Annotated in this window: 25 protein-coding genes and 1 pseudogene; 14 read left to right on the forward strand and 12 right to left on the reverse strand. The window is 64.5% G+C overall.

Translation table 11 applies throughout. From position 1 onward, the window contains the following. The first annotated feature begins 5 nt into the window (after positions 1 to 5). The 5 genes and pseudogenes from U1R88_RS28025 to U1R88_RS28045 all read left to right on the forward strand — a co-directional run bounded on the left by U1R88_RS28025 (position 6) and on the right by U1R88_RS28045 (position 2817). Positions 6 to 611 carry a YceI family protein gene (locus tag U1R88_RS28025; protein WP_322434226.1) on the forward strand — a complete coding sequence of 202 codons (606 nt, stop codon included), beginning with the start codon at positions 6 to 8 and terminating at the stop codon, positions 609 to 611. Positions 612 to 659: 48 nt separating this feature from the next. Continuing rightward, complete coding sequence (locus tag U1R88_RS28030) at positions 660 to 1220, forward strand: cytochrome b (protein WP_322434227.1); 561 nt, start codon at positions 660 to 662, stop codon at positions 1218 to 1220. Positions 1221 to 1296: 76 nt separating this feature from the next. Then, on the forward strand, positions 1297 to 1956 hold the full coding sequence (gene nthB, locus U1R88_RS28035; RefSeq protein ID WP_322434228.1) for a nitrile hydratase subunit beta: 660 nt from the start codon (positions 1297 to 1299) through the stop codon (positions 1954 to 1956). Further along, a pseudogene (locus tag U1R88_RS28040) lies at positions 1925 to 2185 on the forward strand (nitrile hydratase accessory protein); the annotation flags it as partial. The gene nthB and the pseudogene U1R88_RS28040, both read left to right, overlap by 32 nt. A 2-nt stretch (positions 2186 to 2187) precedes the next feature. Then, the gene (locus U1R88_RS28045) at positions 2188 to 2817 is read left to right on the forward strand and encodes a DUF1287 domain-containing protein (RefSeq protein WP_322434229.1); all 630 of its coding nucleotides are present in this window, start codon (positions 2188 to 2190) and stop codon (positions 2815 to 2817) included. A 38-nt stretch (positions 2818 to 2855) separates the two neighbouring features. Here U1R88_RS28045 and U1R88_RS28050 read toward each other — a convergent pair whose 3' ends face one another. From U1R88_RS28050 to U1R88_RS28065, 4 genes are all read right to left on the reverse strand, one after another. Beyond that, the gene (locus U1R88_RS28050) at positions 2856 to 4292 is read right to left on the reverse strand and encodes a homospermidine synthase (RefSeq protein WP_322434230.1); all 1437 of its coding nucleotides are present in this window, start codon (positions 4290 to 4292) and stop codon (positions 2856 to 2858) included. Between the two features lie 179 nt (positions 4293 to 4471). Beyond that, positions 4472 to 5038, reverse strand: a complete 567-nt coding sequence (locus U1R88_RS28055; protein WP_322434231.1) for a GNAT family N-acetyltransferase — start codon at positions 5036 to 5038, stop codon at positions 4472 to 4474. 205 nt (positions 5039 to 5243) lie between these two features. Further along, positions 5244 to 6374: a type III PLP-dependent enzyme gene (locus tag U1R88_RS28060; RefSeq protein ID WP_322434232.1), complete on the reverse strand. Its 1131-nt coding sequence runs from the start codon at positions 6372 to 6374 to the stop codon at positions 5244 to 5246. Between the two features lie 669 nt (positions 6375 to 7043). Continuing rightward, complete coding sequence (locus U1R88_RS28065; protein WP_322434233.1) at positions 7044 to 7676, reverse strand: DUF2239 family protein; 633 nt, start codon at positions 7674 to 7676, stop codon at positions 7044 to 7046. Positions 7677 to 7863: 187 nt separating this feature from the next. On the opposite strand from U1R88_RS28065, the gene U1R88_RS28070 reads away from it, so the two are divergent. The 5 genes from U1R88_RS28070 (at position 7864) to U1R88_RS28090 (ending at position 12010) form a co-directional block, all read left to right on the forward strand. Further along, positions 7864 to 8352, forward strand: a complete 489-nt coding sequence (locus U1R88_RS28070; protein WP_322434234.1) for a DUF305 domain-containing protein — start codon at positions 7864 to 7866, stop codon at positions 8350 to 8352. Further along, positions 8349 to 9833 carry a YncE family protein gene (locus U1R88_RS28075; protein ID WP_322434235.1) on the forward strand — a complete coding sequence of 495 codons (1485 nt, stop codon included), beginning with the start codon at positions 8349 to 8351 and terminating at the stop codon, positions 9831 to 9833. Before U1R88_RS28070 ends, U1R88_RS28075 begins: the two co-directional genes overlap by 4 nt. A 99-nt stretch (positions 9834 to 9932) precedes the next feature. Next, positions 9933 to 10460 (forward strand): RNA polymerase sigma factor, encoded by a 528-nt coding sequence (locus tag U1R88_RS28080; protein WP_068293700.1) that lies wholly within the window; start codon positions 9933 to 9935, stop codon positions 10458 to 10460. Next, a complete protein-coding gene (locus U1R88_RS28085) occupies positions 10457 to 11233 on the forward strand; it encodes an anti-sigma factor family protein (RefSeq protein ID WP_322434236.1) in 777 nt (258 codons plus the stop codon). The genes U1R88_RS28080 and U1R88_RS28085 overlap by 4 nt, the downstream gene beginning before the upstream one ends. A gap of 189 nt (positions 11234 to 11422) precedes the next feature. Then, a complete protein-coding gene (locus tag U1R88_RS28090) occupies positions 11423 to 12010 on the forward strand; it encodes a GNAT family N-acetyltransferase (protein WP_322434237.1) in 588 nt (195 codons plus the stop codon). A gap of 41 nt (positions 12011 to 12051) precedes the next feature. Here U1R88_RS28090 and U1R88_RS28095 read toward each other — a convergent pair whose 3' ends face one another. The 5 genes from U1R88_RS28095 to U1R88_RS28115 form a co-directional block, all read right to left on the reverse strand. Beyond that, the gene (locus tag U1R88_RS28095; protein ID WP_202908514.1) at positions 12052 to 12738 is read right to left on the reverse strand and encodes a DUF1523 family protein; all 687 of its coding nucleotides are present in this window, start codon (positions 12736 to 12738) and stop codon (positions 12052 to 12054) included. Between the two features lie 95 nt (positions 12739 to 12833). After that, positions 12834 to 14168 carry a DUF6638 family protein gene (locus tag U1R88_RS28100; protein WP_322434238.1) on the reverse strand — a complete coding sequence of 445 codons (1335 nt, stop codon included), beginning with the start codon at positions 14166 to 14168 and terminating at the stop codon, positions 12834 to 12836. Beyond that, complete coding sequence (locus tag U1R88_RS28105; RefSeq protein ID WP_322434239.1) at positions 14165 to 16117, reverse strand: AAA family ATPase; 1953 nt, start codon at positions 16115 to 16117, stop codon at positions 14165 to 14167. The genes U1R88_RS28100 and U1R88_RS28105 overlap by 4 nt, the downstream gene beginning before the upstream one ends. A gap of 64 nt (positions 16118 to 16181) precedes the next feature. After that, on the reverse strand, positions 16182 to 17342 hold the full coding sequence (locus U1R88_RS28110) for a hypothetical protein (RefSeq protein ID WP_322434240.1): 1161 nt from the start codon (positions 17340 to 17342) through the stop codon (positions 16182 to 16184). A gap of 148 nt (positions 17343 to 17490) precedes the next feature. Continuing rightward, entirely contained in the window at positions 17491 to 18570 is a 1080-nt protein-coding gene (locus U1R88_RS28115) for a coiled-coil domain-containing protein (protein WP_322434241.1), read from the reverse strand. 682 nt (positions 18571 to 19252) lie between these two features. Here U1R88_RS28115 and U1R88_RS28120 point away from each other — a divergent pair. Together U1R88_RS28120 and U1R88_RS28125 are read left to right on the forward strand one after the other, a co-directional pair. Beyond that, complete coding sequence (locus tag U1R88_RS28120; protein ID WP_322434242.1) at positions 19253 to 20305, forward strand: catalase family peroxidase; 1053 nt, start codon at positions 19253 to 19255, stop codon at positions 20303 to 20305. After that, entirely contained in the window at positions 20302 to 20841 is a 540-nt protein-coding gene (locus U1R88_RS28125; RefSeq protein ID WP_322434243.1) for a cytochrome b, read from the forward strand. Before U1R88_RS28120 ends, U1R88_RS28125 begins: the two co-directional genes overlap by 4 nt. 51 nt (positions 20842 to 20892) lie before the next feature. Here the strand turns inward: U1R88_RS28125 and U1R88_RS28130 are convergent, their stop codons facing one another. The 3 genes from U1R88_RS28130 to U1R88_RS28140 all read right to left on the reverse strand — a co-directional run bounded on the left by U1R88_RS28130 (position 20893) and on the right by U1R88_RS28140 (position 24049). Further along, a complete protein-coding gene (locus U1R88_RS28130) occupies positions 20893 to 22176 on the reverse strand; it encodes an HlyC/CorC family transporter (protein ID WP_068293334.1) in 1284 nt (427 codons plus the stop codon). A gap of 125 nt (positions 22177 to 22301) precedes the next feature. Next, positions 22302 to 23435 (reverse strand): 3-dehydroquinate synthase, encoded by a 1134-nt coding sequence (gene aroB, locus U1R88_RS28135; protein ID WP_322434244.1) that lies wholly within the window; start codon positions 23433 to 23435, stop codon positions 22302 to 22304. Further along, complete coding sequence (locus U1R88_RS28140; protein ID WP_068293687.1) at positions 23432 to 24049, reverse strand: shikimate kinase; 618 nt, start codon at positions 24047 to 24049, stop codon at positions 23432 to 23434. Before U1R88_RS28140 ends, aroB begins: the two co-directional genes overlap by 4 nt. A gap of 132 nt (positions 24050 to 24181) precedes the next feature. Here U1R88_RS28140 and U1R88_RS28145 point away from each other — a divergent pair, with 132 nt between their 5' ends. Continuing rightward, entirely contained in the window at positions 24182 to 24361 is a 180-nt protein-coding gene (locus U1R88_RS28145) for a hypothetical protein (RefSeq protein WP_245314933.1), read from the forward strand. Positions 24362 to 24498: 137 nt separating this feature from the next. Then, complete coding sequence (locus U1R88_RS28150; RefSeq protein WP_322434245.1) at positions 24499 to 25170, forward strand: methyltransferase family protein; 672 nt, start codon at positions 24499 to 24501, stop codon at positions 25168 to 25170. Positions 25171 to 25255 lie beyond the last annotated feature (85 nt).

Here is a 25255-nt window from a genome sequence, read left to right on the forward strand (position 1 = left end):
GAGCCATGACCACCGCAAGACTGCCCCCCGCAAGATTGAAGAGGCTCTCGCTGGGAGCCATATCCCTGATCGCCTGCCTGCTCGGCGCCAGCCATGCCGGCTCGGCCGAAGCCCGCAACTGGCGCATCAATCCGGCCAGGACATCGGTCGGCTTCGTCGTCGACGGTATCGGCTGGCCGCGCACCAAGGGGCGCTTCCACGATTTCGACGGCAAGATCTCGATCAATTTCGACAATCCGGCCGCCAGTCGCGTCAGCTTCAAGGTAGCGGCGAAATCCGTCGATGTCGGCTCGCCCTCCTTCAACGACTATCTGCGCACCGATGCCTTCTTCGACGTGGCGCAATATCCGACCATTACCTTCACCTCGACCAAGGTCGAGAAGCTCGATGGCAGCCATGCCCGGGTCACGGGCGAGCTGACCATACGTGGCATCACTCGTCCGCTCACCATCGACGTTGCCCTGGACAAGCCGGCCGACAAGGCGAATGCACAGATCGGCTTCCGGGCGACCGGCGTGATCAAGCGGCTCGCCTTCAACATGAGCGCTGGTTTTCCGGCGATCAGCAACGATGTCGACCTGATCGTCACCACCGAAGCCCAGGCTCAATGAAAGACTTGGTTCGATGAGAAGATTGGGCCCAGTGACGGGGGCGTGGTGATGAAGGGGACGGCTTCCCGCGCCCATCGCTGGAGCGCGACCGGGCAATTCCTGCACTGGTCCTGCGCTGCCCTTATCCTGTTCATGCTGGGGCTCGGCCTTGCCATGGTGGAATGGGTGGCGGACCAGGGCCAGCGCTTCGATCTCTATCAGCTGCACAAGAGCTTGGGCGCCCTCGTCTTCCTGCTGATGGCGCTACGCGCTGCCTGGCGCCTCCTGGCCCGGGCACCGGTATTGCCGGAGAGCATGCCGCGTCACGAGCGCGTGCTGAGCAAGGCGGTGCATGTCGCCCTCTATGGCCTGATCTTCGCCATGCTGGTCACCGGTTATGTGATGATCTCGGCCTCGCCGCTGCCGCTGCCGATCCAGTTGCCCGGGGGAGGGCATGTTCCCAACCTGGTTGCGCCCGATTTCGAGCTTTCCGAACAGATGAAGGCGTTGCATCACCGTCTCGCCTTCGTGCTGATCGGCCTGGTCCTCCTGCATGTGGCTGCCGCCTTCAAACACTGGCTGTGGGATCGCGACGGCGTGCTGCAGAGCATGCTGCCGGGGCGGGGCTGAGGCTTCATTGCTTTTGCCAAGCAGGACCGACTCCGCGTAAGACAGGCTATTGGCCTTGCCTTGCTCGGAGTTTGGCATGAACGGTGCGCAGGACCTCGGCGGCATGATGGGCTTCGGGCCGATCGCGCCGGAAAAGGACGAACCTTTCTTCCATGCCGCCTGGGAGAAGCGGGCGATGGCGGTGACGCTCGCCATGGGCGCCACCGGCTCCTGGCCGCTCGATGCCGGACGTTATGCGCGCGAGAGCCTGCCGCCGGCGGATTATCTTTCCTCCTCCTATTACGAGATCTGGATCAAGGCCCTGATCAAGCTGATGCTGGCCAAGGCGATGGTCAGCGAGGCCGAGCTTGCCGAGGGGCAGGCGATCGAGCCGGCCAAACCAGTGAAGCGCGTGATCAAAGCCTCCGAGGTGCCGGCTGCGCTGGCCGCCGGTACGCGCTGCGACCGTCCGGTCAGCCAACCCGCGCGTTTTGCTGTCGGCGAGGGTGTCAGGGCGCGCAACGAGCACAAGATCACCCATACGAGGCTGCCGCGCTATGCGCGCGGGCATCTCGGCACCGTCGTGGAGGCGCATGGCATGTTCGTGCTGCCCGACACCAACGCCCATGGCGAAGGCGAGAACCCCGAATGGCTCTATACGGTCCGCTTCACCGGCACCGAGCTCTGGGGACCGCAGGCCGATCCGACGCTGACAGTGATGCTCGATCTGTGGGAGAGCTATCTTGACCCCGCTTGACGCCATTCCTTCCATTCCGCGCGATCGCGGCGAACCCGTGTTCCGCGAGCCCTGGGAGGCCCGTGCCTTCGCGCTCGCCGTCTCCCTCCATGAAAAAGGCGTGTTCACCTGGCCCGAATGGGCCGAGGCGCTGGGCCGTGAGATCGCGGCCGATGCCCCCGACGATGGCTCGCACTATTACGAGCACTGGCTGTCGGCGCTGGAGAAACTGGTGGCAAGCAAGGGCTTGGTATGAATGAAATAACGCGTCGCAGGGTTCTGCAGCTTGGTCTTCTTGCCCTGGCTGGGGGACCCGCCGATGCCGCGCTGGCGCAGGCATCCAGTGCGGGGCCGGACTGGCGCAGAGCCCTGGTGGATGCGGCGCGCAGCCAGATCGGCGTCACCACCCTCTATGATCCTGCCTACAGGCGTATCGCCTATCCCGGCGGGGATGTGGCGCCCGAGCGGGGTGTGTGCACCGACGTGGTGGTGCGTGCCTATCGCAAGGCCTTCGCCCTCGATCTCCAGCGTCTCGTGCACGAGGACATGAAGGCCGGCTTTGCCGCCTATCCCAGGAATTGGGGCATGCGGGCGCCCGATCCCAATATCGACCACCGCCGCGTGCCCAACCTGATCGCCTTCTTCAAGCGCAAGGGTGCGGCGCTGGCGGTGACCGCTGATCCGGCGGACTACCTGCCGGGCGACCTGGTCACCCAGATGCTGCCCGGCAATCTGCCGCATATCGTGGTCGTCTCGTCGCAGGTCTCGGCCGAGACGCCCGTACGCCGGCTGGCGATCCACAATATCGGCCAGGGCGCGCGGGAAGAGGATACGCTGTTCGCCTTCCCGCAGACCGGGCATTTTCGCTTCGCGCCGGTGTAGGCCTATTTCCTTCTCCCGCAAGGGGAGAAGGCTTTTCGTCACCGCACCAGGATGTTGCGGAACTGCCAGGGATCGGCGGTGTCGAGATCCTCGGCGAAAAAGCCCGGGCGGCCATCGAGCGGGGTCCAGTCGGTGTAGTAGCCCTTGACCGGGCCGAGATAGGGCTTCTGCACTTCGAGGCAGCGGCGGAAGTCCATTTCGTCGGCTTCGACGATGCCGGCTTCCGGATTCTCCAGCGCCCAGACCATGCCGGCCAGCACGGCCGAGGTGACCTGCATGCCGGTGGCGTTCTGGTAGGGCGCGAGCTTGCGGGTCTCCTCGACCGTGAGCTGGGAGCCGTACCAATAGGCATTCTTGCCATGGCCATAGAGCAGCACGCCGAGCTCGTCCGCGCCGTCCTCGATTTCCTTCTCGTCGAGGATGACGAACTTGTCCTGCGCCTTGCCGGCGGCACCGAACATCTCGTGCAGCGAGAGCACGGCATCGTTGGCCGGGTGATAGGCGTAGTGGCAGGTCGGGCGGTAGACCGCCTCGCCATTCTCGCGCACCGTCAGATAGTCGGCGATCGAGATCGCCTCGTTATGGGTGACGAGGAAACCATATTGCGGACCCGGCGTCGGGCACCAGCTCAGCACGCGGGTGTTGGCGCCGGGCTGCAGCAAATAGATCGCCGCGCCGCAGCCTTCCTTGTGGGTGCGCCCGGTCTCGGGCATCCAGGTCTCGTGCGTGCCCCAGCCCAGCTCCGCCGGCTGCAGGCCTTCGGAGATGAAACCTTCGACCGACCAGGTGTTGACGAAGACGCCGCGGGGCTTGGGATGCCTGGCGCGCTGGGTGTCGCGCTCGGCGATGTGGATGCCCTTGACGCCGACCTTGCGGGCGAGCGCCGCCCATTCCTCGCGGGTCTTGGGATCGGCCGAGCTATGGCCCGTCGCCTCGGCGACGTCGAGCAGGGCCTGCTTGACGAACCAGGAGACCATGCCGGGATTGGCGCCGCAGCAGGAAACGGCTGTCGGACCGCCGGGCGTGCGGCGCTTGGCGGCCAGCATGCTCTCGCGCAGGGCATAGTTGGTGCGCGCTTCCGGGCCGGCATTCTTGTCGAAATAGAAGCCGAGCCAGGGCTCGACCACCGTATCGATGTAGAGAGCCCCGAGGCTGCGGGCGAATTCCATCAGGTCGACGGAACCGGTGTCGACCGAGAGATTGACGCAGAAGCCCTGGCCGCCGCCGGCGGTGAGCAAGGGCTGCAGCAGGCTCTTGTAATTGTCCTTGGTAACGGCCTCCTGCACGAAACGAATACCGTGCTCTTCGATGATCTTGCGGTCGGCATCGAGCGGATGCGGGTCGATGATGACCATGCGCTCCTTGTCATATTCGAAATGACGCTCGATCAGCGGCAGCACGCCACGACCGATCGAACCGAAACCAATGATCACGACGGGGCCGGAAATCTTACCGTAGACAGGCCATTGAGCCATTCAATCCTCCAAAATGTGCAAGCCCCAGCGTTTAGGCGCTGGGACCCGCGGGTGCAAGTTTTGTCGCGTGAATGTGAAGCAGGGATGACATCCTGGGAGCGCGGACGTCCTCGTCCGCTCTTGGAAACAAGGCATTCACAGGAAGGAAAGAGGCGGACGAGGACGTCCACGCTCCCAGGTTACGCCGCGAAGCGGAAGGCGGTGTCGTTGGCCGCTTGGGCGACGAGCGCCGCGAAGTCGGGCGCGGTTTCAAGTTCGCCGGTCGCGTTCACCAGGCCGGCCGCTCCCACCAACCCGTCGGGCACCAGTTCCAGGCCGAGGAAGCGGTTGCGCTCCACCGGCCCGGGCAGCCAGAGACGCTCGGTGAGGTCGGTCGAAAAGCCGAAGCGGCTATAGTAGGGGGCATCACCTACCAGGAGGATGGCCTTGTGGCCATATTCCTGGGCATAGCCGATACCATGCCACATCAGGCGTGCGCCGAGTCCTTCGCTGCGATAGCTGATATCGACGGCGAGCGGTCCCAGCAGCAGGGCGGGCCGGCCGGGGCCGGCGGAGATGTTCCACAGGCGCAGCGTGCCGATCAGCCGGTTGTCATCGACGGCGGTGAAGGCCAGGCCCTTGGCCGGCAGGCGGCCTTCGCGCAGGCGCTCGCTGGTCTTGGCGAAACGGGACGGACCGAAGCAGCCGTCGAGCAGGGCCTCGCGAGCTTCGAGATGGGAGGAGGTTTCTTGGACAATACGGATCATGGCCGTGGCTCCTTCGAAAGGATAGAGCGACAGCCCTCGCACCGATGAAACGGCCGTACGGGACGATGGGAGGTCATCCCGTGCGCGATGCAGCGCAAACCGATGCGTCGCAGACACGGGACCGGGTTCAGGATGAGACGCCAGAGCGGTCCCGGATCTGCATCGCATCATTGCATGCTGCGATGCATCCGGGACGACACCCTTGTCAGATCACCACGGAGGCCAGCGGCGGGAAGCCGTTGAAGCCGATGGTGGAATAGGTGGTGGTGTAGGCCCCGCAGGCCTCGATCAGCACCTTGTCGCCGATCGACAGGCTCACGGGAAGATCATAGGGGGTCTTCTCATAGAGCACGTCGACGCTGTCGCAGGTCGGTCCGGCCAGGACGCAGGGCGCCTTGGCGTCGCCGTCCCGCTCGGTGCGGATCGGGTAGCGGATGGCCTCGTCCATGGTCTCGGCGAGGCCATGGAACTTGCCGATGTCGAGATAGACCCAGCGGATCTCGTCCGTTTCGGCCTTCTTGGACACTAGCACCACCTCGGCCTCGATCATGCCGGCATCGCCGACCATGCCGCGGCCCGGCTCGATGATGGTCTCGGGCAGCTGGTTGCCGAAATGGGTGCGCAGCGAATTGAAGATCGCTTCGCCATAGGCCGGCACGCCGGGCATGGCGCGCAGATACTTGGCCGGGAAGCCGCCACCCATGTTCACCATCGACAGCGTGATGCCACGCTCGGCCATCTCGCGGAAGATGCTGGCAGCGGTGGCCAGGGCGCTGTCCCAGGCCTGCACATTGCCCTGCTGCGAGCCGACATGGAACGACACGCCATAGGCGGCGAGGCCGAGGACCTGGGCCTGCTCGAGCACGTCGGGCGCCATGGAAGGCGCGCAGCCGAACTTCTTCGACAGCGGCCATTCGGCGCCGGCGCCGTCGCACAGGATGCGGCAGAACACGCGCGAACCGGGAGCGACGCGGGCGATCTTCTCGACCTCGGCCACGCAGTCGACGGCGAACAAGCGCACGCCGAGCTCGAAGGCGCGGGCGATGTCACGCTCCTTCTTGATGGTGTTGCCGAAGGAGATGCGATCGGCATCGGCGCCGGTGGCGAGCACCTGCTCGATCTCGACGACGGAAGCGCAGTCGAAGCTGGAGCCAAGGCCGGCCAGCAGGTTGAGGATCTCGGGGGCCGGGTTGGCCTTCACGGCGTAGAAGACGCGGGTGTCGGGGAGCGCATGCGCGAACGCCGAATAATTCCGCTCCACCACGTCGAGATCGACGACGAGCCGGGGGCCGTCGGCGGGGGTACGTCGGAGATAGTCGAGGATGCGGTCGGTCATGGCGGGTCTCCCCAAAATCCAAAGGGTGTCACAGATCGGTGCGACCTCACCGCCGCCGCGGGGTGGAGCCGCGGACGTTCGATGCTGACGCGCCGCCCACCGCCGGAAAGGCCGGATGCCTCGCCGCGACGGGATGCAAATCGCCACACAACGGATCAAGCCGCTGCATGGTTCGAAACTGCCTTGGATTGGATCGGGATACCCGGTCCGCACGCCTGGCAAAGAGAAACAAGCCTCTTCAGTCGCTGGATATGGAAACCAGCCGAGACCAAAAAAGCCCGCTTCGTCGTTGCTTCAAGCTGCGTCCCCCGCGGAGTACGGGGTTCACCGGTCGCCTCCGGCTGCCGATCGTTGTTCGGGATTCGATGACTTCGGCACTCTGTGCCTGATCACCTCAAGGGACCACTGCCGCGATCCCTAGTCCATCCCTGGCGACCGTCCAGCCTCTTGTCTGGATGTCCACCGACCGACACGCGGCCACAGGCACGTGCGAAATTGGGCAAGCCGGGAAATAGGAAGAATGGGCGTCATATGCAAGAAAAATTTTCGCCCGGGGCGAAAATTTTCTGCGTTGCAAAAAGTGAAAATTCACGTGGCCGGCAAAGGAGTTATGCTGGCGGCCCGCTCGCGCGCCCCTTGAGGGCGCCGGAGCGGGTTCATGGGCCGGTTTCAGGCGCGAAGCCCGCCTGTCGCGGACTGATAACGGAGCTGCCCGTTGCCGCCTCCCTCGGCCGCCGTCGCGGTGGTGGTGAAGGCGGCTTCCGCCAGCTTGTGCGCATGCCTGCTGACGTCACCGGGCCAGTCGGCGATCATGGCAGCGAATTTTTCGTCGTCGCCGGCGAACAGGGCGCGAATCGCTTCCTCGTAATGCGGCTCGTTGCCGGCCATGGCGCTCATGAAGCGATAGGCAGCCTCGCGGGCCTCGCGCAGCCGGTCCGTCCCCTCGGAGGCATGGCGGGCGTCGTCCACCAAGCGGCGCAGCGCCACGGAGGCGCCACCCGGCTGGGAGGCCAGCCAATCCCAATGGCGCGGCAGCAGGGTGATTTCGCGGGCGACGACGCCGAGCTTGGGGCGTCCCGGCCCACGCGGCGGCGGCTCGATCAGGGCATAACGGGCGCGGATGTCCTCCGGCGTGCCGCGCAGGTCGAGATCGACAGGCCGGCCGGTGGCATCTTCGAACACCTGTACGGGCGAAGCCTCGCCCGCATCCTGGGCCTGGCGGATGGCCAGGGCAACGGTAATGGCATCGCCCTCGGCCAGGCGCCTGCGCCCGGCAAAGGCGATGAGGGCAAGATGGGTCATGATCCCTGATCCTGTTGGACCCGCAAAATAGGCCCGGGTGGAATGGATGTCAATATTATCCGGGTGAATATAGGGGCTCAACCGCCGGAAACGGGACCGCAGAGAAAAAATGCCCCAGGCGGTGGAATAAACGCCGGCCCCGGTTGTCCACCCAGATGAACTCGCTCCAACCACCGGGACCGCAAACATGACCGTTCAGCGCCGCGCCGCCTTCATCGGGCTGGCCTGGATCCTGGCAGCCGGCTTCTTGCCGGCTGCCGCCCATGATGCCGCGCATCACGGGCACGAGGCCATGCCGGCCTCCGCCGAGGCGCCGTTCCTCCAGGAAAACGATGCGGCCATGTCGAAGATGATGAGCGCGATGGCGGTCAAGCCGACCGGCAATGTCGATCGTGATTTCACCGAGATGATGATCCCCCATCACCAGGGGGCGATCGACATGGCGCAGACCTATCTGCGCTATGGCCGCAACGAGCAACTCAGGCGCATTGCCCAGGAAATCATCGTCGAGCAGCAGCAGGAAATCGCCGCCATGCGCCTGGCAGTCGGGGACCCGCCGCCGGCTCCGGCCGCCGCTCCCACGCAGGTCGACCCCTCCGTTGACCTCTCCCTCGATCCACCCGCCAACGGCAGTGTCCCGCCTCCCGCCATGTCGATGACGGGAACGGGCAAATGAAGGACTCATTCATGCATCGCACTTTCTTCGCTTTCGGCCTTCTCGCGAGCACCATGCTGGCGCCCGCTGTCGCTGCTGCCGGACAGATACCCGGCCCTGCATCGGCGGCGGATATCGCGATCAGCCACCGGGATCGCCTCTATGCGGCCGAGCAGTTCTCGAATACCGTCTCGGTGAGCGATCCCGTCGACAACCGGCTGCTGGGCGTCATCCGGCTCGGCGATCCGCAGCCGGGCAATCTCAGCCCGCTCTACAAGGGCCAGGTGCTGGTCCACGGCATGGGGTTCTCTCCCGACCACAAGACGCTGGCCGTGGTTTCCATCGGCTCCAACTCCGTGACCTTCATCGATACCGCGACCAATGCGGTCAAGCACACCACCTATGTCGGGCGTTCCCCGCATGAAGCCTTCTTCACGCCCGATGGCCGCGAGGTCTGGGTAACGGTGCGCGGCGAGGACTATGTCTCCGTCATCGATACCGGCAGCTTCGAGGAAAAGCTCCGGATCAAGGTCCCGGGCGGGCCGGGCATGCAGATCTTCTCGCCGGACGGCAAATACGGCTATGTCTGCTCGTCGTTCAACCCGCAGACCGTCGTCGTTTCCCTCGCCGACCATAAGATCGTCGGGAGCGTGAAGCAGGCGAGCCCCTTCTGCCCGAACATCGCCGCTTCGGCCGATGGCAAGCAGGTATGGTTCACCCTCAAGGACATCGGCAAGACGCAGGTCTTCAAGGCCGAACCTCCCTTTGATCTCGTCAAGACGCTCGATACCGGCCCGATTACCAATCACGTGAATCTCGTGGCCAACAAGAAGGGCAGCTTCGCCTATGTGACCGTCGGCGGATTGAACGAGGTGAAGGTGTTCCGCACCGACGATTTCGCGCAGGTGGCTACCATTCCGGTCGGCAATTTGCCGCACGGCATCTGGCCCTCGGGCGATGGCAGCCGGGTCTATGTCGGGCTCGAAAATGCCGACCAGTTTGCCGTCATCGACACCTTGACCAACAAGGTGATCGCCACCATTCCGATCGGGCAGGCGCCGCAGGCCGTGGCCTATGTTCCCAATGCGGTGCCTGAAGGCGATGGCCTGCAGAACCTGATGCCGCTCGGTACGGCCGGCGAGGCTGCCCATCTGAGGCTCGCGCCCAGGGGAGCGAATGACGGGGGAAAGGGTAACAAGGCCGCGCCGACCAGCATATCCTTGTTCGATCAGGGCCTGACCCAGATTCTCCAGGCCGCCGTCAGTGGCCTTGAACCGAAGAAATCCTATGTCCTTGCGCTTTCGGGCCGGCCGGACGGAGGAGGGCCGCTGCAGCCGCTCTCGGCCTTCACCACGAACCCGGCCGGCTCCGCCATCGTCAACGCGGTCGGACCGATACGCCAGATCGTCGAATCCAGGCATAAGGACGAAAGGCGTTTTCTGGTGGTTGCAACCTCCACCGAAGGAAAACCCGGTGACGTGGTCCAAGTGCAGGTTCAATGAGTAGCGGGCGCGCTCGTCTCGGCCATTCCGGCGAGTGCGCCATCGGGCGGAAGCTGTGTCAAAGCCATGAGTGACCCCAAGCCATGAGTAACCCAGACCGTGAGTGACCTGCAGAGGCTTGTCGAGCCGATGATCCCCGCCTTGCGACGGTATGCCCGCGCCTTGCTGAGGGACACCGCCGCTGCCGACGACCTGGTTCAGGATTGCCTGGAGCGGGTGATCGCGCATTGGCAACAGCGGCGCGGCAAGGATCCGCGCACCTGGGTCTTTGCCATCCTGCACAATCTCGCCGTCAACCGGCTCCGTCAGAAGGCGCGGCGCGGCGATCATCTGCCGTTCGAGGATGTCGAGGAAGGCGTCCTCGCCCGCCGGCCGGCTCAGGAAGACGCCCTGGTGCAGGCCGATCTCGTCTCGGCGCTGGCGCAGCTTCCGGATGATCAGCGCAGCCTGCTCCTCCTGGTCGGCGTCGAGGATCTTTCCTATGCCCAGGTTTCCGAGATATTGGCGATCCCGATCGGAACCGTGATGTCGAGGCTGTCGCGCGCCCGTGAACGCCTGCGGCAAATGCTTGAAGACTCTGACCAATCTGCCCCCAGGCGCGGCGGCCATCTGCGGAGCGTGAAATGACCGACAAGCCGATTTCCGAAGATGATCTCCATGCCTATGTCGACGGCGCTCTCGACGAGGCCCGCCGGGCGGAGATCGCCTCCTATCTCGAGGCGCATCCCGAGATTGCCAGCCGTTTTGGATCCTACGCCGATCATCGTTCCGGTTTGCGGTCTGCTTTCGCTGCAGTCGCAGACGAGCCCATTCCAACCAGGCTCAACCTGGCCCATATGATCGGCACGCCGCGGCGGCCACGCGTCTCCGGATGGCGAGCCGCGGCAGCCGCCATCCTGCTTCTTGCTGCCGGCGGTTCCGGGGGATGGCTTCTACGCGAGAAGACGTCCGCGCCCTCGGAAGGGGTAGGCGCCTTGGCCCGTGAAGCATCGGCGAATTTCAGCGCCTATGCCTCCGATACCATCAGGCCCGTCGAAATCCGTGCCGACAAGGCTATGGAACTCATCGATTGGGCGAGTGCACGGATGGGGCGCAGGCCAGTCTTGCCGGATCTGTCGAAGGCAGGCTACCGGCTGATGGGAGGGCGGGTGGTATCCACGCCCCATGGCCCGGCGCTCATGCTGATGTATGACGACGACCGTGGTGGCCGCCTCGTGATGCTGACCAGGCCGATGGCCGTCGACCAGGACAAGGCGATGGCTGCCCATTCCGAAGGCAAGGTCGACGGCTGGACCTGGGCAAGCCGCGGCATGGGTTACAGCCTGGTGGGATCGATGCCGGCCGACGCGCTGCATCCGCTGGCCGACGATATCCGCAGGCAGGTTTCGGGAAGCATATAGGTGATGCGCCCAACCCCGTCCGGGCGCGCGGCAGGTCAGCATGGCCGGAGGGCCAGGCAGCAGGTGTCATTTCCTGCATGGCAGCCCTGTGTGCGGTGCGGCAGAGATTTCTTGCAATTCATGCTGCAGTGCACAATATTTCGCGCATAGGGAGGTGACGACTCGGGGGTAAGCCACGAGGACTGCGAGATGGACCAGATCACCACCATGGCCCCCAGGGGCATTATCCGGCAGTTGAGACCGTCCGATCTGCCGAAGTTTCGCGATCACCTGCTGCGGTTGGACCGCGAAAGTCGGCATGACCGTTTCAACGGCGGCATCAGCACCAGTTTCGTCGCCGACTATGCCGAGCGTAGCTTCCGCGATGGTGCAACCGTCATCGGCTATGTCGAGGATGGCCAGGTTCTCGGCGCGGCTGAATTGCACGAACTGCCCGAATTGGCGGAGCCGACGGCCCAGATCGCCTTCAGCGTCGAACGTCACCGCCAACATCAGGGCATTGGCGGGCGCCTGTTCGCGCGCCTGCTGCTGCACGCGCTCGGCCTCGGCTATACCCGCCTCGAGGTCTCCACCCATGCCGACAACGCCAGCATGAAAGCGCTGGCCCGGCGCTTCAACGCCAAGCTCAGCTTCGCGCAGGGCGAGACCATGGGCGTGATCGAACTCGATCCGGCGGTGACGCTTGAGCATCCCGCCTTCGAGGCGATCGGCGAAATGCTGCCGGGACCGCTGACCCTGACGATCGTGGGCGACGGTATCGCCAGAGCGGCGGCCTGAGCGGCTGAAGTCTCGAGGTCAGCTATTCTCGAGACTTGATCCTACTTGTAGCGCCGCTGGTTCTTCGGCTTCCAGCTGTCGAGCCAGCGCCGGATCCGGGCCATGAAGCCAGTGGCGCTGCTCGATACGGCCACCGCCCTTTCGTCGACAGCGTCGGCGGCGGCACTGACGTGATCTTCGATGCGCATGAGCATCGGATCGATTCGCTCGCGCTTGAAGCGCCGCAGCCGGAAATAGAGCCAGATCAGTCCGATCGCCAGACCGCCGAACACGAAGATCCGCATCCATGGAATGACATATTCGTCCGGCCCGGTCGCGGCCCGGATCGAGAGCGCGTTGGGGAACATGGTCAGATAGGTGACCCGCCAGCCATAGCTCTTGATCACCACCCATTTCGGACTTTCCGAACTGGACTGGAAGGACTGGGCGGCCGCCATCAGGTTGCCGGAGTCGAACTTGTAGTACCAGGGAAAGCCCCAGTCGGTATCCTCGTTGCGGTAGACCCTGAGGGTGCCGCCGGGATAGACGGTGTTGATGAAGCGCACGTCGCGCGTGTTGGTCGCCTGCACATTGGGCGCTTCGCTGTCGAAGAAGCCGGAGCTGTCGAGGCGCTTGGTGTCGGTGCCGACGATGCGTACCACGTCGTAGCGCGGCAGCACCTGATCGAGCCAGCAATAGCCGACCACCAGCACCAGGACGATCAGGAACCATTTGAACAGGCGCAGCATGAACTCTCCCGGGTGCGCGGGCGTCTCGCCCGCTTCTTCCTATCCGACAGGTGGGGTGTTTCCAAGAGGCGGGCAAGATGCCCGCGCACCCGGAATCACCCCCTCGGTATCGCTCCCCAGGGTCCCGCCTGCGGTTCGGGCTCTTCCTCCGGTGTGCCGTCGCCGAACAGGTCCTCCCAGGCATCGTCGTTCTTGAGCGCTTCATCCCGGGACAGGAACTCCACCACATAGTCCTGCTGGCGCTCGGTCCAGCCCTGATAGGCCTTGTAGAAGGCGGGCTTGTTGCACAGGAAGAGCTGGCGGATGTCGAGGGGCGTGAACTCGCTCAGGAGCTGGTTGACGAGGTCGCGGTCCGGCAATTGGGCGGCCCGATAGAGATAGAAGCAGCCGGGCTCCGTCGGGCCGGGCAGGCGGGGCTTGAGTCCCTGCTCGGCGGCGCGCAAGGCAGCCTCGACGACCTCGAATTCCGGCGGCAGGTCATCGGCGTGGCGCATGGCGAAGCGGCGCAGGTCCTGCCGGTTGAGGCGGGCCAGTTCCGCCGGCGCGTCGGCCTTGCCGGCAAGGACATTGGCCAGCATGAAGTCGAGCCGCTGGCGCAGCAGTGCCTTGGCATTGAGGTCGGCAGCCTCGAAGACCGAGGTGATCAGGCCGTTGAGCTGCAGGAAGTGCCAGACATCCACGGCGCTTTCGAGATTCTTGGTTTCCACGGCGCCGATCTTGGGAAAGCCCGGTGCCACGCCGCGATAGAGCATGGCGGGGTAGGACATGTCCCTGAAGAGATAGAGCCCGTCGAAATAGTTGGTGTAGAAATTGCCCTGGCTGTAGTCGGTCTTGCGGAAACGCACCGGGTTGCGGGCGATGTCGCCAACCCGGCCGGCAAGCTTGATCATGGTGTCGATATAGGCGTCGTCCTGCCACAGATCATCCTTGGCGCGGAAATCCTCGACCAGGCGCGACAACTGCTCGGCCTCGCCGAGCCGGTCCGTCGGCGTATTGGCCTCGACGGTGACGGAGCGCAGCTCCAGCAGGTCGGCCGGGCTCTTGATGCGCCACATCGAATGCACGAGCTCGCCCATCACGGCCTCGCGCACGCTCAGCGCCATCAGCTCCTTGGCATTGTCCTGCATGAAGTTGCGCAGCACCGAGCGCATGGTCGAGAACTGCGCGTTCAGGAGCGGTGCCTTGAGCTGGTCGAGGCTGAGCAGGATGAACATCCGGTTGCAGCCCTCGGGATTGAGGTAGCGGATGTCGTCGAGCTCGTCGCCGACCTCCGGCGAGAAGCCGGAGAGGTCGATATGGAACTCGGTGAGCGCGGTACGCTTGCCGATGAGTTTCTCCAGCGCCGCGTTGTAGCGCGCCACCATGGTGGGGGAGGAGACCTCGATGAGGTTCCCGAACATCAGCCCCGCTTCGATCAGGCGCTCCATCATGTCCCGCGCTGCTCCAGATAGCGTTTCTTGGCTTCCTCCATGCGGCCCATCTCGCGCACCGCATTGTCGATGGCAGCCTCGTCCGACTTGTCGGCATAGCGGAATTCACTGTCGGCGTAGCGGTTGATCTCCTGGATCACCATCTCGACCGTGATGGGCCTGGCAAGCTCGGCGATCATCGCAAGCTTGGTGGCATAGTCCTTGGTCAGGAACAGCTCGGGCTTTTCCATCCATTCGTCCGGCAGCTCGAAATCCATCGCCCTGACCTTGATGGCATCGGTGATGTTCTTGATGGCACGGCCGGTGAAGCGCTCGTCGGCCTCCTGGATCGCCTTGAGATAGGCCCCGAGCCTGGCGACGGTGTCGAGCGCACCGATCTTGCCCTGCACGCTGTCGAACACCTTTTTCAGGGCCTCTTCCTGCGGGCGCGAATGCGCGTCATAGGAGGCGGCCACCGCCTTCTTGATCTCCTGGGCGGCGAAGAGGTCGTGCTCGCCGAGCGGGATCTGGTGGCGCTTGCCGAGCAGCAGGGAGAGCAGGTCGATATAGTCCTCCTTGCTCTGCGGGCCGTCGACCAGGAAGCGGGCGCCGGCGCGCTGGCGCAGCGCGTCGTCGACATTCTCCGGGAAGTTGGAGAACATGCCGAAGGTGCAATTGCCGCGCACTACGGTGTTGGCGCCGGCAAAGCTCTCCATCAGCACGGCCGTGATCTCGAGCTGGCCGGAGGAGGATTGCCGGTCGCCGCGCTTGCCGGCGAGCTGGTCGATGTCGTCGATGGTGCCGAAGCCGATCACGGCGGGGTCGATGATCTCGCGGATGAAGGCCTTGGCGTTCTGGGCCGACTTGCCCTGGTAGCTGTCGATGCTTTCGGTGGAGAGGTTGGCATAGCGGAAGGGGTAGCCGGCATTGGCGCAATAATCGTTGAGCAGGCCGGCCATCATCTGGATCAGCGTGGTCTTGCCGGTGCCGGGCTTGCCGTCGCCCATGAAGGTGAAGATGAAGCCGCCGAGTTCGGCGAAGGGATTGAGGCGCCTGTCGAAATCATAGGCCATCAGCATCTTGGCCAGCTTCATCGACTGGTATTTGGCGATGTGGTTGCCGACGACCTCGGTCGGCTTCTTGAAGGCCATGGTCAGCGCCGTGGAGCGCTTGTGGGTGGCGGGGGTGAAGCCGTTGATCTGGAAGTCGTCGGCCTCGACGCGATAGGCGGCGCTGGTGAAGGCTTCCAGCCGCGGCGCCGTGCCGGCCCGCATGGCGACCGCCTCCATCAGGCGCTCGCACCAGGCCGTGAGGGTGGGCACCAGCTTGAGGCTGCCCTCCATGCGACTCAGGATGGCGTCGAGTTCCCACAAGGCACCCTGCAAGGCGAGGGCGGGATTGTCGGTGAGGATCTCCTCAAGCTCGCCGACCTCGGCCTGGCCCTCGCTCGCCTGGGCGGCGAGCAGGAAGGAGAGCATGTTGGCGGTGACATGCAGGCCGATCAGCGAGGCGGCGGCGAGGAGCTCGGCGAATTCGGTACGCCGGGCAGGGTCGAGGCGGCCCTCGCGGTTGTCGCGCTTGAGCTGGCCGAGGGCGGTGCGTTCCTCATAGAGTTCGCCGACGGCCATGGCGGTGGCCAAGGACCGGCGCAGCGCCTGCAGCACGCTGGCCTGGGCCGGGCTCATCAAGGCTTCGCCGGGGTCGGCCTGGCTGATGCGCGCGATCAGGTGGACGCCGTCCTGCGCGGCGCTGGAGCGTGCGGTCAGGCCCGGCGTGGTGGTGCGAAACAGCCGGCCGGTGGCGGTGGGAATACCGGGCGAGCGTTCAGCCGGCGCGGCGCCGGTTTGGGCGGGCCTCACCTTGGCAATGCGCGGCGCATGCTCGAAGCCCTCCATCAGGGCCAGGGCCTGGGGATAGTGCGCGCGGATCGCGGCTTCGCGGATTTCCATCAGATTGAGGGAAGCGGTCATAGGGTCCTCACGGTCATTCTATGCTCCCCGCAAGGGGAGAAGGTTTTTCGCGCGGCGCTACCCATCACAGCCCCGTCAGCAGCGACCCGTCCTCGCCCACCACATATTTGCGCACGTCCCGGAAACCGGGCGGATCGCGGTCGACGAGAACCTGATAGGGCAGCACCGGCAGGACGAGCGAGCGCTCGAGCCGGGTCACGCCGGCTTCGGCGGCGGCGGGCTGATACTGGTCGAGGTCGAAGATCTCGCGCTCCACCGTGGACAGCAGGCCCGCGGGCACTCTTTCACTGCGGGCCGAAACCAGCGTCTCGATGGTCCAGGCCAATGCCCAGTCGCTCTCCTCGGTGCGCGAGACCTCGGCCAGGATCTCGCGCAGAGGACCGGTCTGCTCGGTGAAGGCGTGCGAATACATCGGCCCGACATGGATGCGGCGGAGCAGCTTGGGATGCAGATTGTCGAAATCGACGTCGAAGCCGCGGGCGATGGTGAGGAGCTTGAGGCTGGAGAGAGACTGCGCCATCAGGTGGGATTGCACCTGCGGCCAGCGCATCTGGTCCTCGTTGAGGATGACATGGCCGGTATCCTCGACCACCAGGAGATAGATCACCGGCAGGCTGAGGGCACTGTCATAGACGGCCCAGTGCAGGAGATAGCGCCGGCGCTGTGCCTTGGGGTCGGACAGCAGCACGAATTGCGGGTGGTTCTGGGCGAAGAACAGGCCACGCGACTTCAGCGTCTCGTAATAGATGCGCTGGCTCATCGCATATTGCAGGTTGGTCGGCCTCGCCCGTTCGGAGAGGATGGCCGCGATCATCGCCTCCTTCAGCCTGATCTGGTCGGGCTGGTTGGCGAGGTGGCGGTCGACCTGTGCCAGGTCGTTCGCCATCGTCATGATCTCCTGGAACACCGGAAAGCCGCTCTCCGAGCGGTCGATCGCCAAGGTCAGGGGCAGCGAGGAGACGCGGCCCGACATCAGGTGCTTGAGGCTGAGGGCAGTGAAGGTCTTGGCCAGGCGCTGGAGATAGTTCTCGATCAGGTCGAGCTGGATCCTGGCGAACTCGCCGCCGCCATATTTGGCGTCATCGGCCAGGCTCGCCTGGTTTCCCTGGCCGGTCTGGCCGGCGATCTCGCGCAGATGGCGGATGATGCGGGAGAACTTGCCGAAATAGCGCCGCATCGCCTGGGGGTCCGGCAGGGTGACATGGTCGTTACCGGGAGGGGTCAAGGGCGGCCTCGAAGAAGGTCATCCCGGACGCGATGCAGCACGCAGTGATGCTTCGCAGATCCGGGATCGCGGGTGGAGAGGGGCGTCGACGAGCGGTCCCGTGTCTGCATCGCATCATTTGATGCTGCAATGCGCACGGGATGACCCACTACGCCCCGCCATAAAGGTTCTTGTCGTGCTTCTCGACGATCTTGGCGAAACGGCGGGCGAAGCGCTCGTCGGATTTGGCCTTTTCTTCCAGGATCTTGCGGGCGAAGACCATGTGGTCCTCGTGCTTTTCCATCATCTCGGCCATGCGCTGGTTGGTGGCCGAGCCGATGGCGGCCATGGCGGCCTGGGCTTCCTGGTCGGTCTTGACGCCGATCTCGTTGATGCGGTGGGCGACGTCCTGCTGCTGGGCCGTCTTCAGCGACTTGGTGAGCGCATCATAGAGCACCACACGCTGCTTGGTGTCGGTCTGCAGCTTGTTGATCAGCACCATCTGGGTGGCGGCCTGGTTCTGCAGGCTGTCGACCCAGCTCTTGCCCTGCTCGATATAGCGCTCCAGCGTCTGCGACTGCGCGAGCTTGACCTGCTCTTCCTGCACGAGATTGTTGTAGGCCGCATTGGTCTGGGCGAGCTCGGTCTCGAGCCGCGTGCGGGCGGCGGCATCCTGCTCCATCGAGATCTTGTTCTCGAGATCGATGATCCGGGGATCCATGGCCAGGACCTGGGCGCGGATCTTCTCCAAGTCCGCCACGGTGCTTTCGCGATCGGACAGAGTGCCGGACAGGTTCTTCTCGACCCGGCTCTTGTGGTCGTTGAGCACGCCGAGCTGGCTCTGCAGCAGATTGACGATGATGTCGGACTTGGAGATCAGGTCCTGCAGCTTGTCGTCGATGGAGGCGGCGCGCAGGCGCTCCTCGCGCATGGAGTCCGACTTGGCGGAGGAGAAGATGCCCACGAAGCTCTCCCAGCCGGACTTCTCGCGCATGGCGTCGAATTCCTTGGAGAAGCCGGCGGTGACGTCGTCGAGGCCCATGATGAGCTCGGCGATGTTGGCGTTCATCGCGTTGGAATGGGCGTGAACGTCGTCGAGCGTCGCGTTCTGGATGTCGATGGAGATGTCCTCGCCCTTCTCCATCTTGGAATGGGCGAGCTCGATCTTCGAGCTGACCTCGGAAATCTTGGCCTGGGCCGCCTTGATTTCAGCTTCGGCGGACTTGATCGCGGCGTCGAACTCGGCCATGCGGCTCTCCCCTCGGTTTGGCATCCCCGGAGCAAGGCGCGTTCATGCCGAACGCTTGTCTGCTCCAGGCTCGTTGCTTCCTGGCCGATCCAGCGGATTGGCCAGAGCTTCTTTGCGTTTCTTGGCAATTGCGCCAATTCGCAAGACGCTTTGACTATTGAGCAACCAGATAGGGGAAATCGAGGCAAGTTTAAAGGGCGAGGTCAGGCCGCCGCAACTGGCGTGTGACGTAGGGCACACGGGGATCGGGGGAGGGGAAGAGGGAGGCGGACCCGCTTGATGGGGCCATGCGAGGCCGGGAAAGGAGAAATGTGCGGGCGTTGGCATATCGGATCTCGGAAACAGATCGATAGCCTTCGGGATCCCCATCGCGCATATCCGCAAGCTTGATCGTTCACGCGAATTTCAGACGCACGGATGACCTCATTTCGTGTTTCCGGCGTGGAGGAATGCTATCAAGTCAACTCGATATCGAAAGAGGGGCCTCAAGCGTGCGTCATCACTAACGTGCGTCATCATGAATTTGCCGCCGTCGCCTGTGGCGCGGGATGCGACGAGTATTGGTCGCCATGTCTGCTTGACTTGCTTCCATCCTCGGATGAAGAATAAGAAATTCTTCGGTAGTTGAGGAAGAAATTATCTTTTCTTTTTATCGTGTCGGAATTCGGCTTAAGGAGTTGTGATGTCATCAGGTCCGGCGCCCTCCTATTCTACCTGGTTATCTTTTGCGATTATTGGGGTGGTCGTCGCAGGTGGAGGCGCTGCTTTTGCCTACACTGCCGGGTGGCTTTCACCCCAGGCCCTCACGCCGCAAAAACTCGTCGATGCCTTGGCACCAGCGTCCGGGCCGGCACTCGGCCACCGGCGCAATCATGCGAAAGGCATCTGTTTTGCCGGTCGGTTCGAAGCGAATGGTTCCGGCGCCAGCCTCTCGAAGGCAAGCATGTTGGCTGCCGGCAGCTATGCGGTCGTCGGGCGCCTCAATCTCGGCACGCCGGACCCGAAGGCCAACGATGCCACGGTCCGGGTGAGGGGACTTGGGATCCAGATCACCGGAGCCGACGGCCAGCAATGGCGCAGCGCCATGATCGACCCGCCCTTCTTCCCGGTTTCCACGCCGCAGGCCTTCTACGAGCTCCTCATCGCCTCGGCGAGCAAGGATCCGGAGGCGATGAAGCGTTTCGCCGGCGCCCATCCCGAAATCGCGGCGTTCGGCGGCTGGGCCAAGGCTGCGCCTTGGACGGCAAGTTATGCCGAGGACCGCTTCAACAGCCTGAACAGCTTCATCTTCACGAATGCAACGGGCGCGGAGCAGGCGGTGCGCTGGTCATTGGTTCCCACGGTCGCCGCCAGTGCCCTTGCGCCGGACGATTTGGCCAAGCGCAACGCCGATTTCCTCGAGCAAGAAATCGCGGAACGGTTGAAGGCGGGACCCGTGCAATGGAAGATGGTCGTCACCCTGGCCAATCCGGGCGATCCTACCGCGGATCCGAGCAAGGCCTGGCCGGATGATCGAAAGACCGTGGAGGTGGGAACGCTATCCGCCACGCAGATCCTCGCCGAGGATCATGGGCCGTGCCGGGATATCAACTTCGATCCGACCGTGCTTCCCGACGGCATTCGCACCTCGGACGATCCCTTCCCGGCCGCCCGGTCGGCGGCCTACGCCGTCTCGTTCGACAGGCGAACGGCCGAATCCGGTAGCTATCCCACCCAGCAGGGAGCACAGCAATGACAGCGGCTAGCGGCTCCTTCTCGCTCCTGCAGCGACTGTTGCACTGGGTGATGGCGATCTGCATTCTCGCCATGCTGTTCATCGGCGTGGCAATGGTGCGGACGATCGGGCCGGACTATCTATCCCTGATTTCAATTCACAAGAGTCTCGGCATCGCCATCCTGGTGCTGGCGCTCCTCAGGCTGGCGGTCCGGTTGAGAAAAGGCGCGCCTGCCTTGCCCTATGATCTGCCGGCGCCCGTGAAGCTGGCGGCCTATCTGTCGCATCTGGCCTTCTATCTGCTGATGATCGGGATGCCGCTGATCGGATGGGCGATGATGTCCGCGGCGGGCTACCCGATCGTCCTGGCGGGCGGCCTGCGCCTGCCTGCGATCCTGCCGGCCAGCCGCGAAATGCATGCCCTGCTCTGGGATGCTCATTTCTATCTGGCAATGGCCTTCTTTGCGCTGGTCCTGGTTCACATCGCGGCGGCTCTCTTCCACCTGCTGGTGAGGCGGGATGAGGTCTTCAAGCAAATGACGGTTGGGACCGAGTAAGGCGTATGGATCAGGCTCAGTGACGAGGCGGATGCGTCTCGGGTACCACTCTCACCCCTCCGGCGTCTCCGCCACGATCGGGGTGATCCTCAGCGATGCGATGCGGTTCTTCTGCTTCCTCAGCACCTGGAAGCGGTAGCCATGGAAGGTGAAGGTCTGGCCGGCCTCCGGGATGGTGCGGGCCTCGTGGATGACGAGGCCGGCGATGGTGGTGGCTTCCTCGTCCGGCAGGGTCCAGTCCATGGCGCGGTTGAGGTCGCGGATCGGCACCGAGCCGTCGACATTGACGGCGCCGTCCGCCTGAGGGCGCACGCCCGTCACCACCAGATCGTGCTCGTCGGAGATGTCGCCGACGATCTCCTCGATGATGTCCTCCAGCGTGACGATGCCGAGCACCGAGCCATATTCGTCGACCACGAAGGCGAAATGCTGCTTCCTGCGGCGGAAGGAGCGCAACTGGTCGACCAGCGAGGTGGTGTCGGGCACGAACCAGGCCGGCAGGGCGATCTCCTCGATGTCGAGCTTGAGGGGATCGTTGCCGGCGGCATCGAGGGCGCGCAAGAGGTCCTTGGCGTGCAGCACGCCGATGATGTTCTCGGGGCTCTCCTTCCACACCGGGATGCGGGTATAGGGCGCGGCGAGCACGCTCTGCACGATCTGGGCAGCGCCCTCGTCGAGGTCGACGGAGAACATCTTGGTGCGGTGGACCATGACGTCGTCGACCGTGAGTTCCTGCAGGTCGAGCAGGCCGCCGAACATGTCGCGATCGGTCTTCTCCACCGAGCCTTCCCTGTGCAGGAGGTCGACGGTGCCGCGCAACTCGTCGGTAGCCGAGAGCAAAGAGGGATGCTTGCCGACCTCCAGGCCGACGAGGCGCAGGATAGCGCGCACCAGCCAGCCCAGCACCCCCGTCACCGGCGAGAAGACCAGCACCACCAGCCGGACCGGCCAGCCGACCGCCAGGGAAAAGCTCTCAGGATAGTTGATGGCAATGGTCTTGGGCAGGATCTCGACGAAGATGATGGTCAGGACCGAGATGACGATGGTGGCGTAGAAGATGCCGACATCGCCGAAGATGTCGAGCAGGATGCCGGTGGTCAATGCCGCCGCGGCGGTGTTGACGATGCTGGTGCCGACCAGGAGCGAGCCGATCATCGCCTCGCGGATGTCGAGCAGCTTGTTGACGACCTTGGCGCGCTGGCTGCCGTTCTTCTCCAGCGACAGCAGCCGCGCTCGCGAGGCGGCGGTGAGGGCGGTTTCCGAGCCCGCGAAGAAGAAGCCCGCCAGCAGGAGCAGGAAGACGATGAAGAGCGAGTACCAGGCCTCGGGATGCATGGGTTACTTCCGGCTAGGCCCAAGGAAAGAGATCGTCATTGCGAGCGCAGCGAAGCAATCCAGATTTGGCCCGTCATGAAGATCCGGATTGCTTCGCTGCGCTCGCAATGACGGTTTAGACATCGTCACGCTCCCGGCTTGCCGGCATCGGCGAGCTTCTCTTCCAGGAAGCCCGTCACGGCATGGGGATCGACATCGTTGGCGATGAAGCTCTCGCCGATGCCGCGGGTGAGAATGAAGGTGAGCTTGCCGCGCTTGACCTTCTTGTCCTGCAGGATGGCGTTCATCAACTCGTCCGCGGTGCCGGCACCACCCGGCACCTGGTCGATGCGGGTCGGCAGTCCGGCGGCGGCAAGATGGGCGGCGACGCGCGAGGGCGTTTCCTGGGAGCACAGGCCGAGCCGGGCCGAGAACTCATGGGCCAGCACCATGCCGATCGAGACACCCTCGCCATGCACCAGGCGGGCGGAATTGTAGCCGGTGACCGCTTCCAGGGCATGGCCGAAGGTGTGGCCGAGATTGAGGAGCGCCCGCTCGCCGGTCTCGGTCTCGTCGCGGGCGACGATGCCGGCCTTGGAGCGGCAGGAGGTGGCGATGGCCTCGACGCGCGACGGCCCGCCCGCCATCACGTCCTGCCAATTCGTCTCGAGCCAATGGAAGAAGGGAGCATCGTTGATCAGGCCGTATTTGGCGACCTCGGCATAGCCGGCGCGGAATTCGCGCCTGGAGAGGGTGTCGAGCACCTGCGTATCGGCCAGCACGAGGCTGGGCTGATGGAAGGCGCCCACCAGGTTCTTGCCGTGGCGGGAATTGATGCCGGTCTTGCCGCCCACCGAGGAATCGACCTGCGCCAGCAGGCTGGTGGGGATCTGGACGAAGCGCATGCCGCGCCGGACCGCCGCTGCCGCAAAGCCGGCGAGGTCCCCGATCACGCCGCCGCCGAAGGCGACGACGAGATCGCCGCGCTCGACCCGGGTGGCGATCAGGCCCTCGCAGACCTCGGCGAAGGTGGCGAAACTCTTGGAGGCCTCGCCGGGCGCGACCGTGATGGTCTGGTGCTCGATACCGGCCGTATCGAGGCTCGCCGTCAATGTCGCCAGGTGCAGGGCCGCGACATTGGCATCGGTGACGATGGCCAGGCGTGCCTTGGGCGCGAGGGCGGCGATGCGTTGGCCGGCCTCAGGAAGGAGGCCCGGACCGATGGCGATCTCGTAGGAGCGCGCGCCCAGCGCGACGGGAACGACGATGGGCTGGCTCATGCCGGTCTGTCCGATCTTTCGGTCGATAGATGATGTTCGAGGGCGGTGACGACATCCTCCAGCACCGTCTCCTGGGCGACGTCGCGCGACAGCACGGTGACATCGGCGCCGGCATAGACGGGATAGCGGACTTCGATCAGCTTGCGCAGCGTACCTTCCGGATCGGGCGTCTGCAGGAGCGGGCGGGTCGGCTTGCGGCGAACGCGCCGCATCAGCACGTCGAGTTCCGCCTTCAGCCAGATCGAGATACCACAATTGGCGATGAGGGCGCGGGTCTCCTCGTTCATATAGGCGCCGCCGCCGGTCGCCAGCACGATCGGCTTGTCGCAGGCGAGCAGCCTGGCGATGACGCGGCGTTCCTTGTCACGGAAAAAGGCTTCGCCATCCGAGGCGAAGATCTCCGAAATGGTCTTCTGGGCGGCTTCCTCGATCTCGGTATCGGCATCGCGGAATTCGAGGCCGAGCCGGCCTGCCAAGCGCCGGCCGACGGCGCTCTTGCCCGCACCCATCATGCCCACCAGTACGACCGACCGCCCCGCGAGGGCTTCCGCCACTTTCTTCTCGCGCTCGGCCGGGACAGGGGGTGTCGCAAAGCCGCTCATATCGTCCTGCATCAACAAGTCCATCGTTCTAATGAACCGGAGAGGGGCCTCGATGCAAGAGCCTCAGGGGCAAGCGGCGGGCACAACGCCATGGTGCTGCCCTCAATCGCACATTATCCTGGCACCGTTGCGTTCCGAGTCCTCATGCCCAGCTTCCTCATGCCCAGCCTCTTCCGCTTCCTTCTCATTCTCCTGCTGCTGGGGCTCACCGGGTTCGGCCTCGTCTATGCGCTGGGCACCTATGTGAAGCCGGCGACCCGGCCGATGAGCCAGGACGTCCCGCTCAAGAACCTGGAGCCGCCAAAGGAGCCCGCCAAGCCCTGACCTGTCCGCCTGCCGGCGGTCCAGGTATCCGGCGGCCCAGGTATCCGGCGGCCCCGTTTTCCCGTTCAGGGTTCCGGCAACTGCATTTTCGCCCAAGACATGCCGGATGATGCCGTTGCCGCATGGGGACAATGGCCATGATCGTCAAGCTGGTCCTGCAAAATCTCGTGTTCGTCGCCATCATGGCCCTGGTGCTGTTCCTTTCCGCCGGCACGCTGGCCTGGGCCGCGGCTTGGGTCTATCTGGCCGTTTCCCTGGCTGTCGGCCTCGCCTCCGGCTTGTGGCTCGCCCGGACCGACCCGGGCCTGCTCGCCGAACGCATGAGGTTGAGAGCGCCGGAGCAGCCCAGAGCGGACAAATGGTTCATGCTGGTCTTCCTCGTGGTCGCCGTGGTCTGGTTCGTGGTGATCGGGCTCGACCGGCGCCTGCAGGCTTCCGCCATGCCCCTCCCGCTCGAGGCCGTGGGGCTCGTGCTCTATCTGGCTTCCATGCTCTTCATCATGTGGGTGTTTCGCGAAAACTCCTTCGCCGCACCGGTGGTCAAGGTGCAGGCCGAGCGTCACCATCACGTGGTCTCGACAGGTCCCTATGCCTTCGTCCGCCATCCCATGTATGCGGGCGTCATGCTCTATTTCATCGGTACGCCGCTGTTGATCGGCTCCTGGTGGGGGCTCGCGATGATGCCGGTGTTCTTCCTGGCCTTTGCGATCCGCTCGCGCATCGAGGAACGCACCCTGATGACAGGCCTGCCGGGCTATGCCGACTACGCCCGGGGCGTGCGCTATCGCATGCTGCCCGGGATCTGGTGAGGCTGGGATAGGTTCGGAAACGATCGTTTCCTATTCTTGCGATTGCGGCATGGGCCTCTCGGCGGCAGTACGCCCTTCATCATCT

The organism is Labrys sedimenti, assembly GCF_034424805.1.
Classification (GTDB): Bacteria; Pseudomonadota; Alphaproteobacteria; order Rhizobiales; family Labraceae; genus Labrys; species Labrys sedimenti.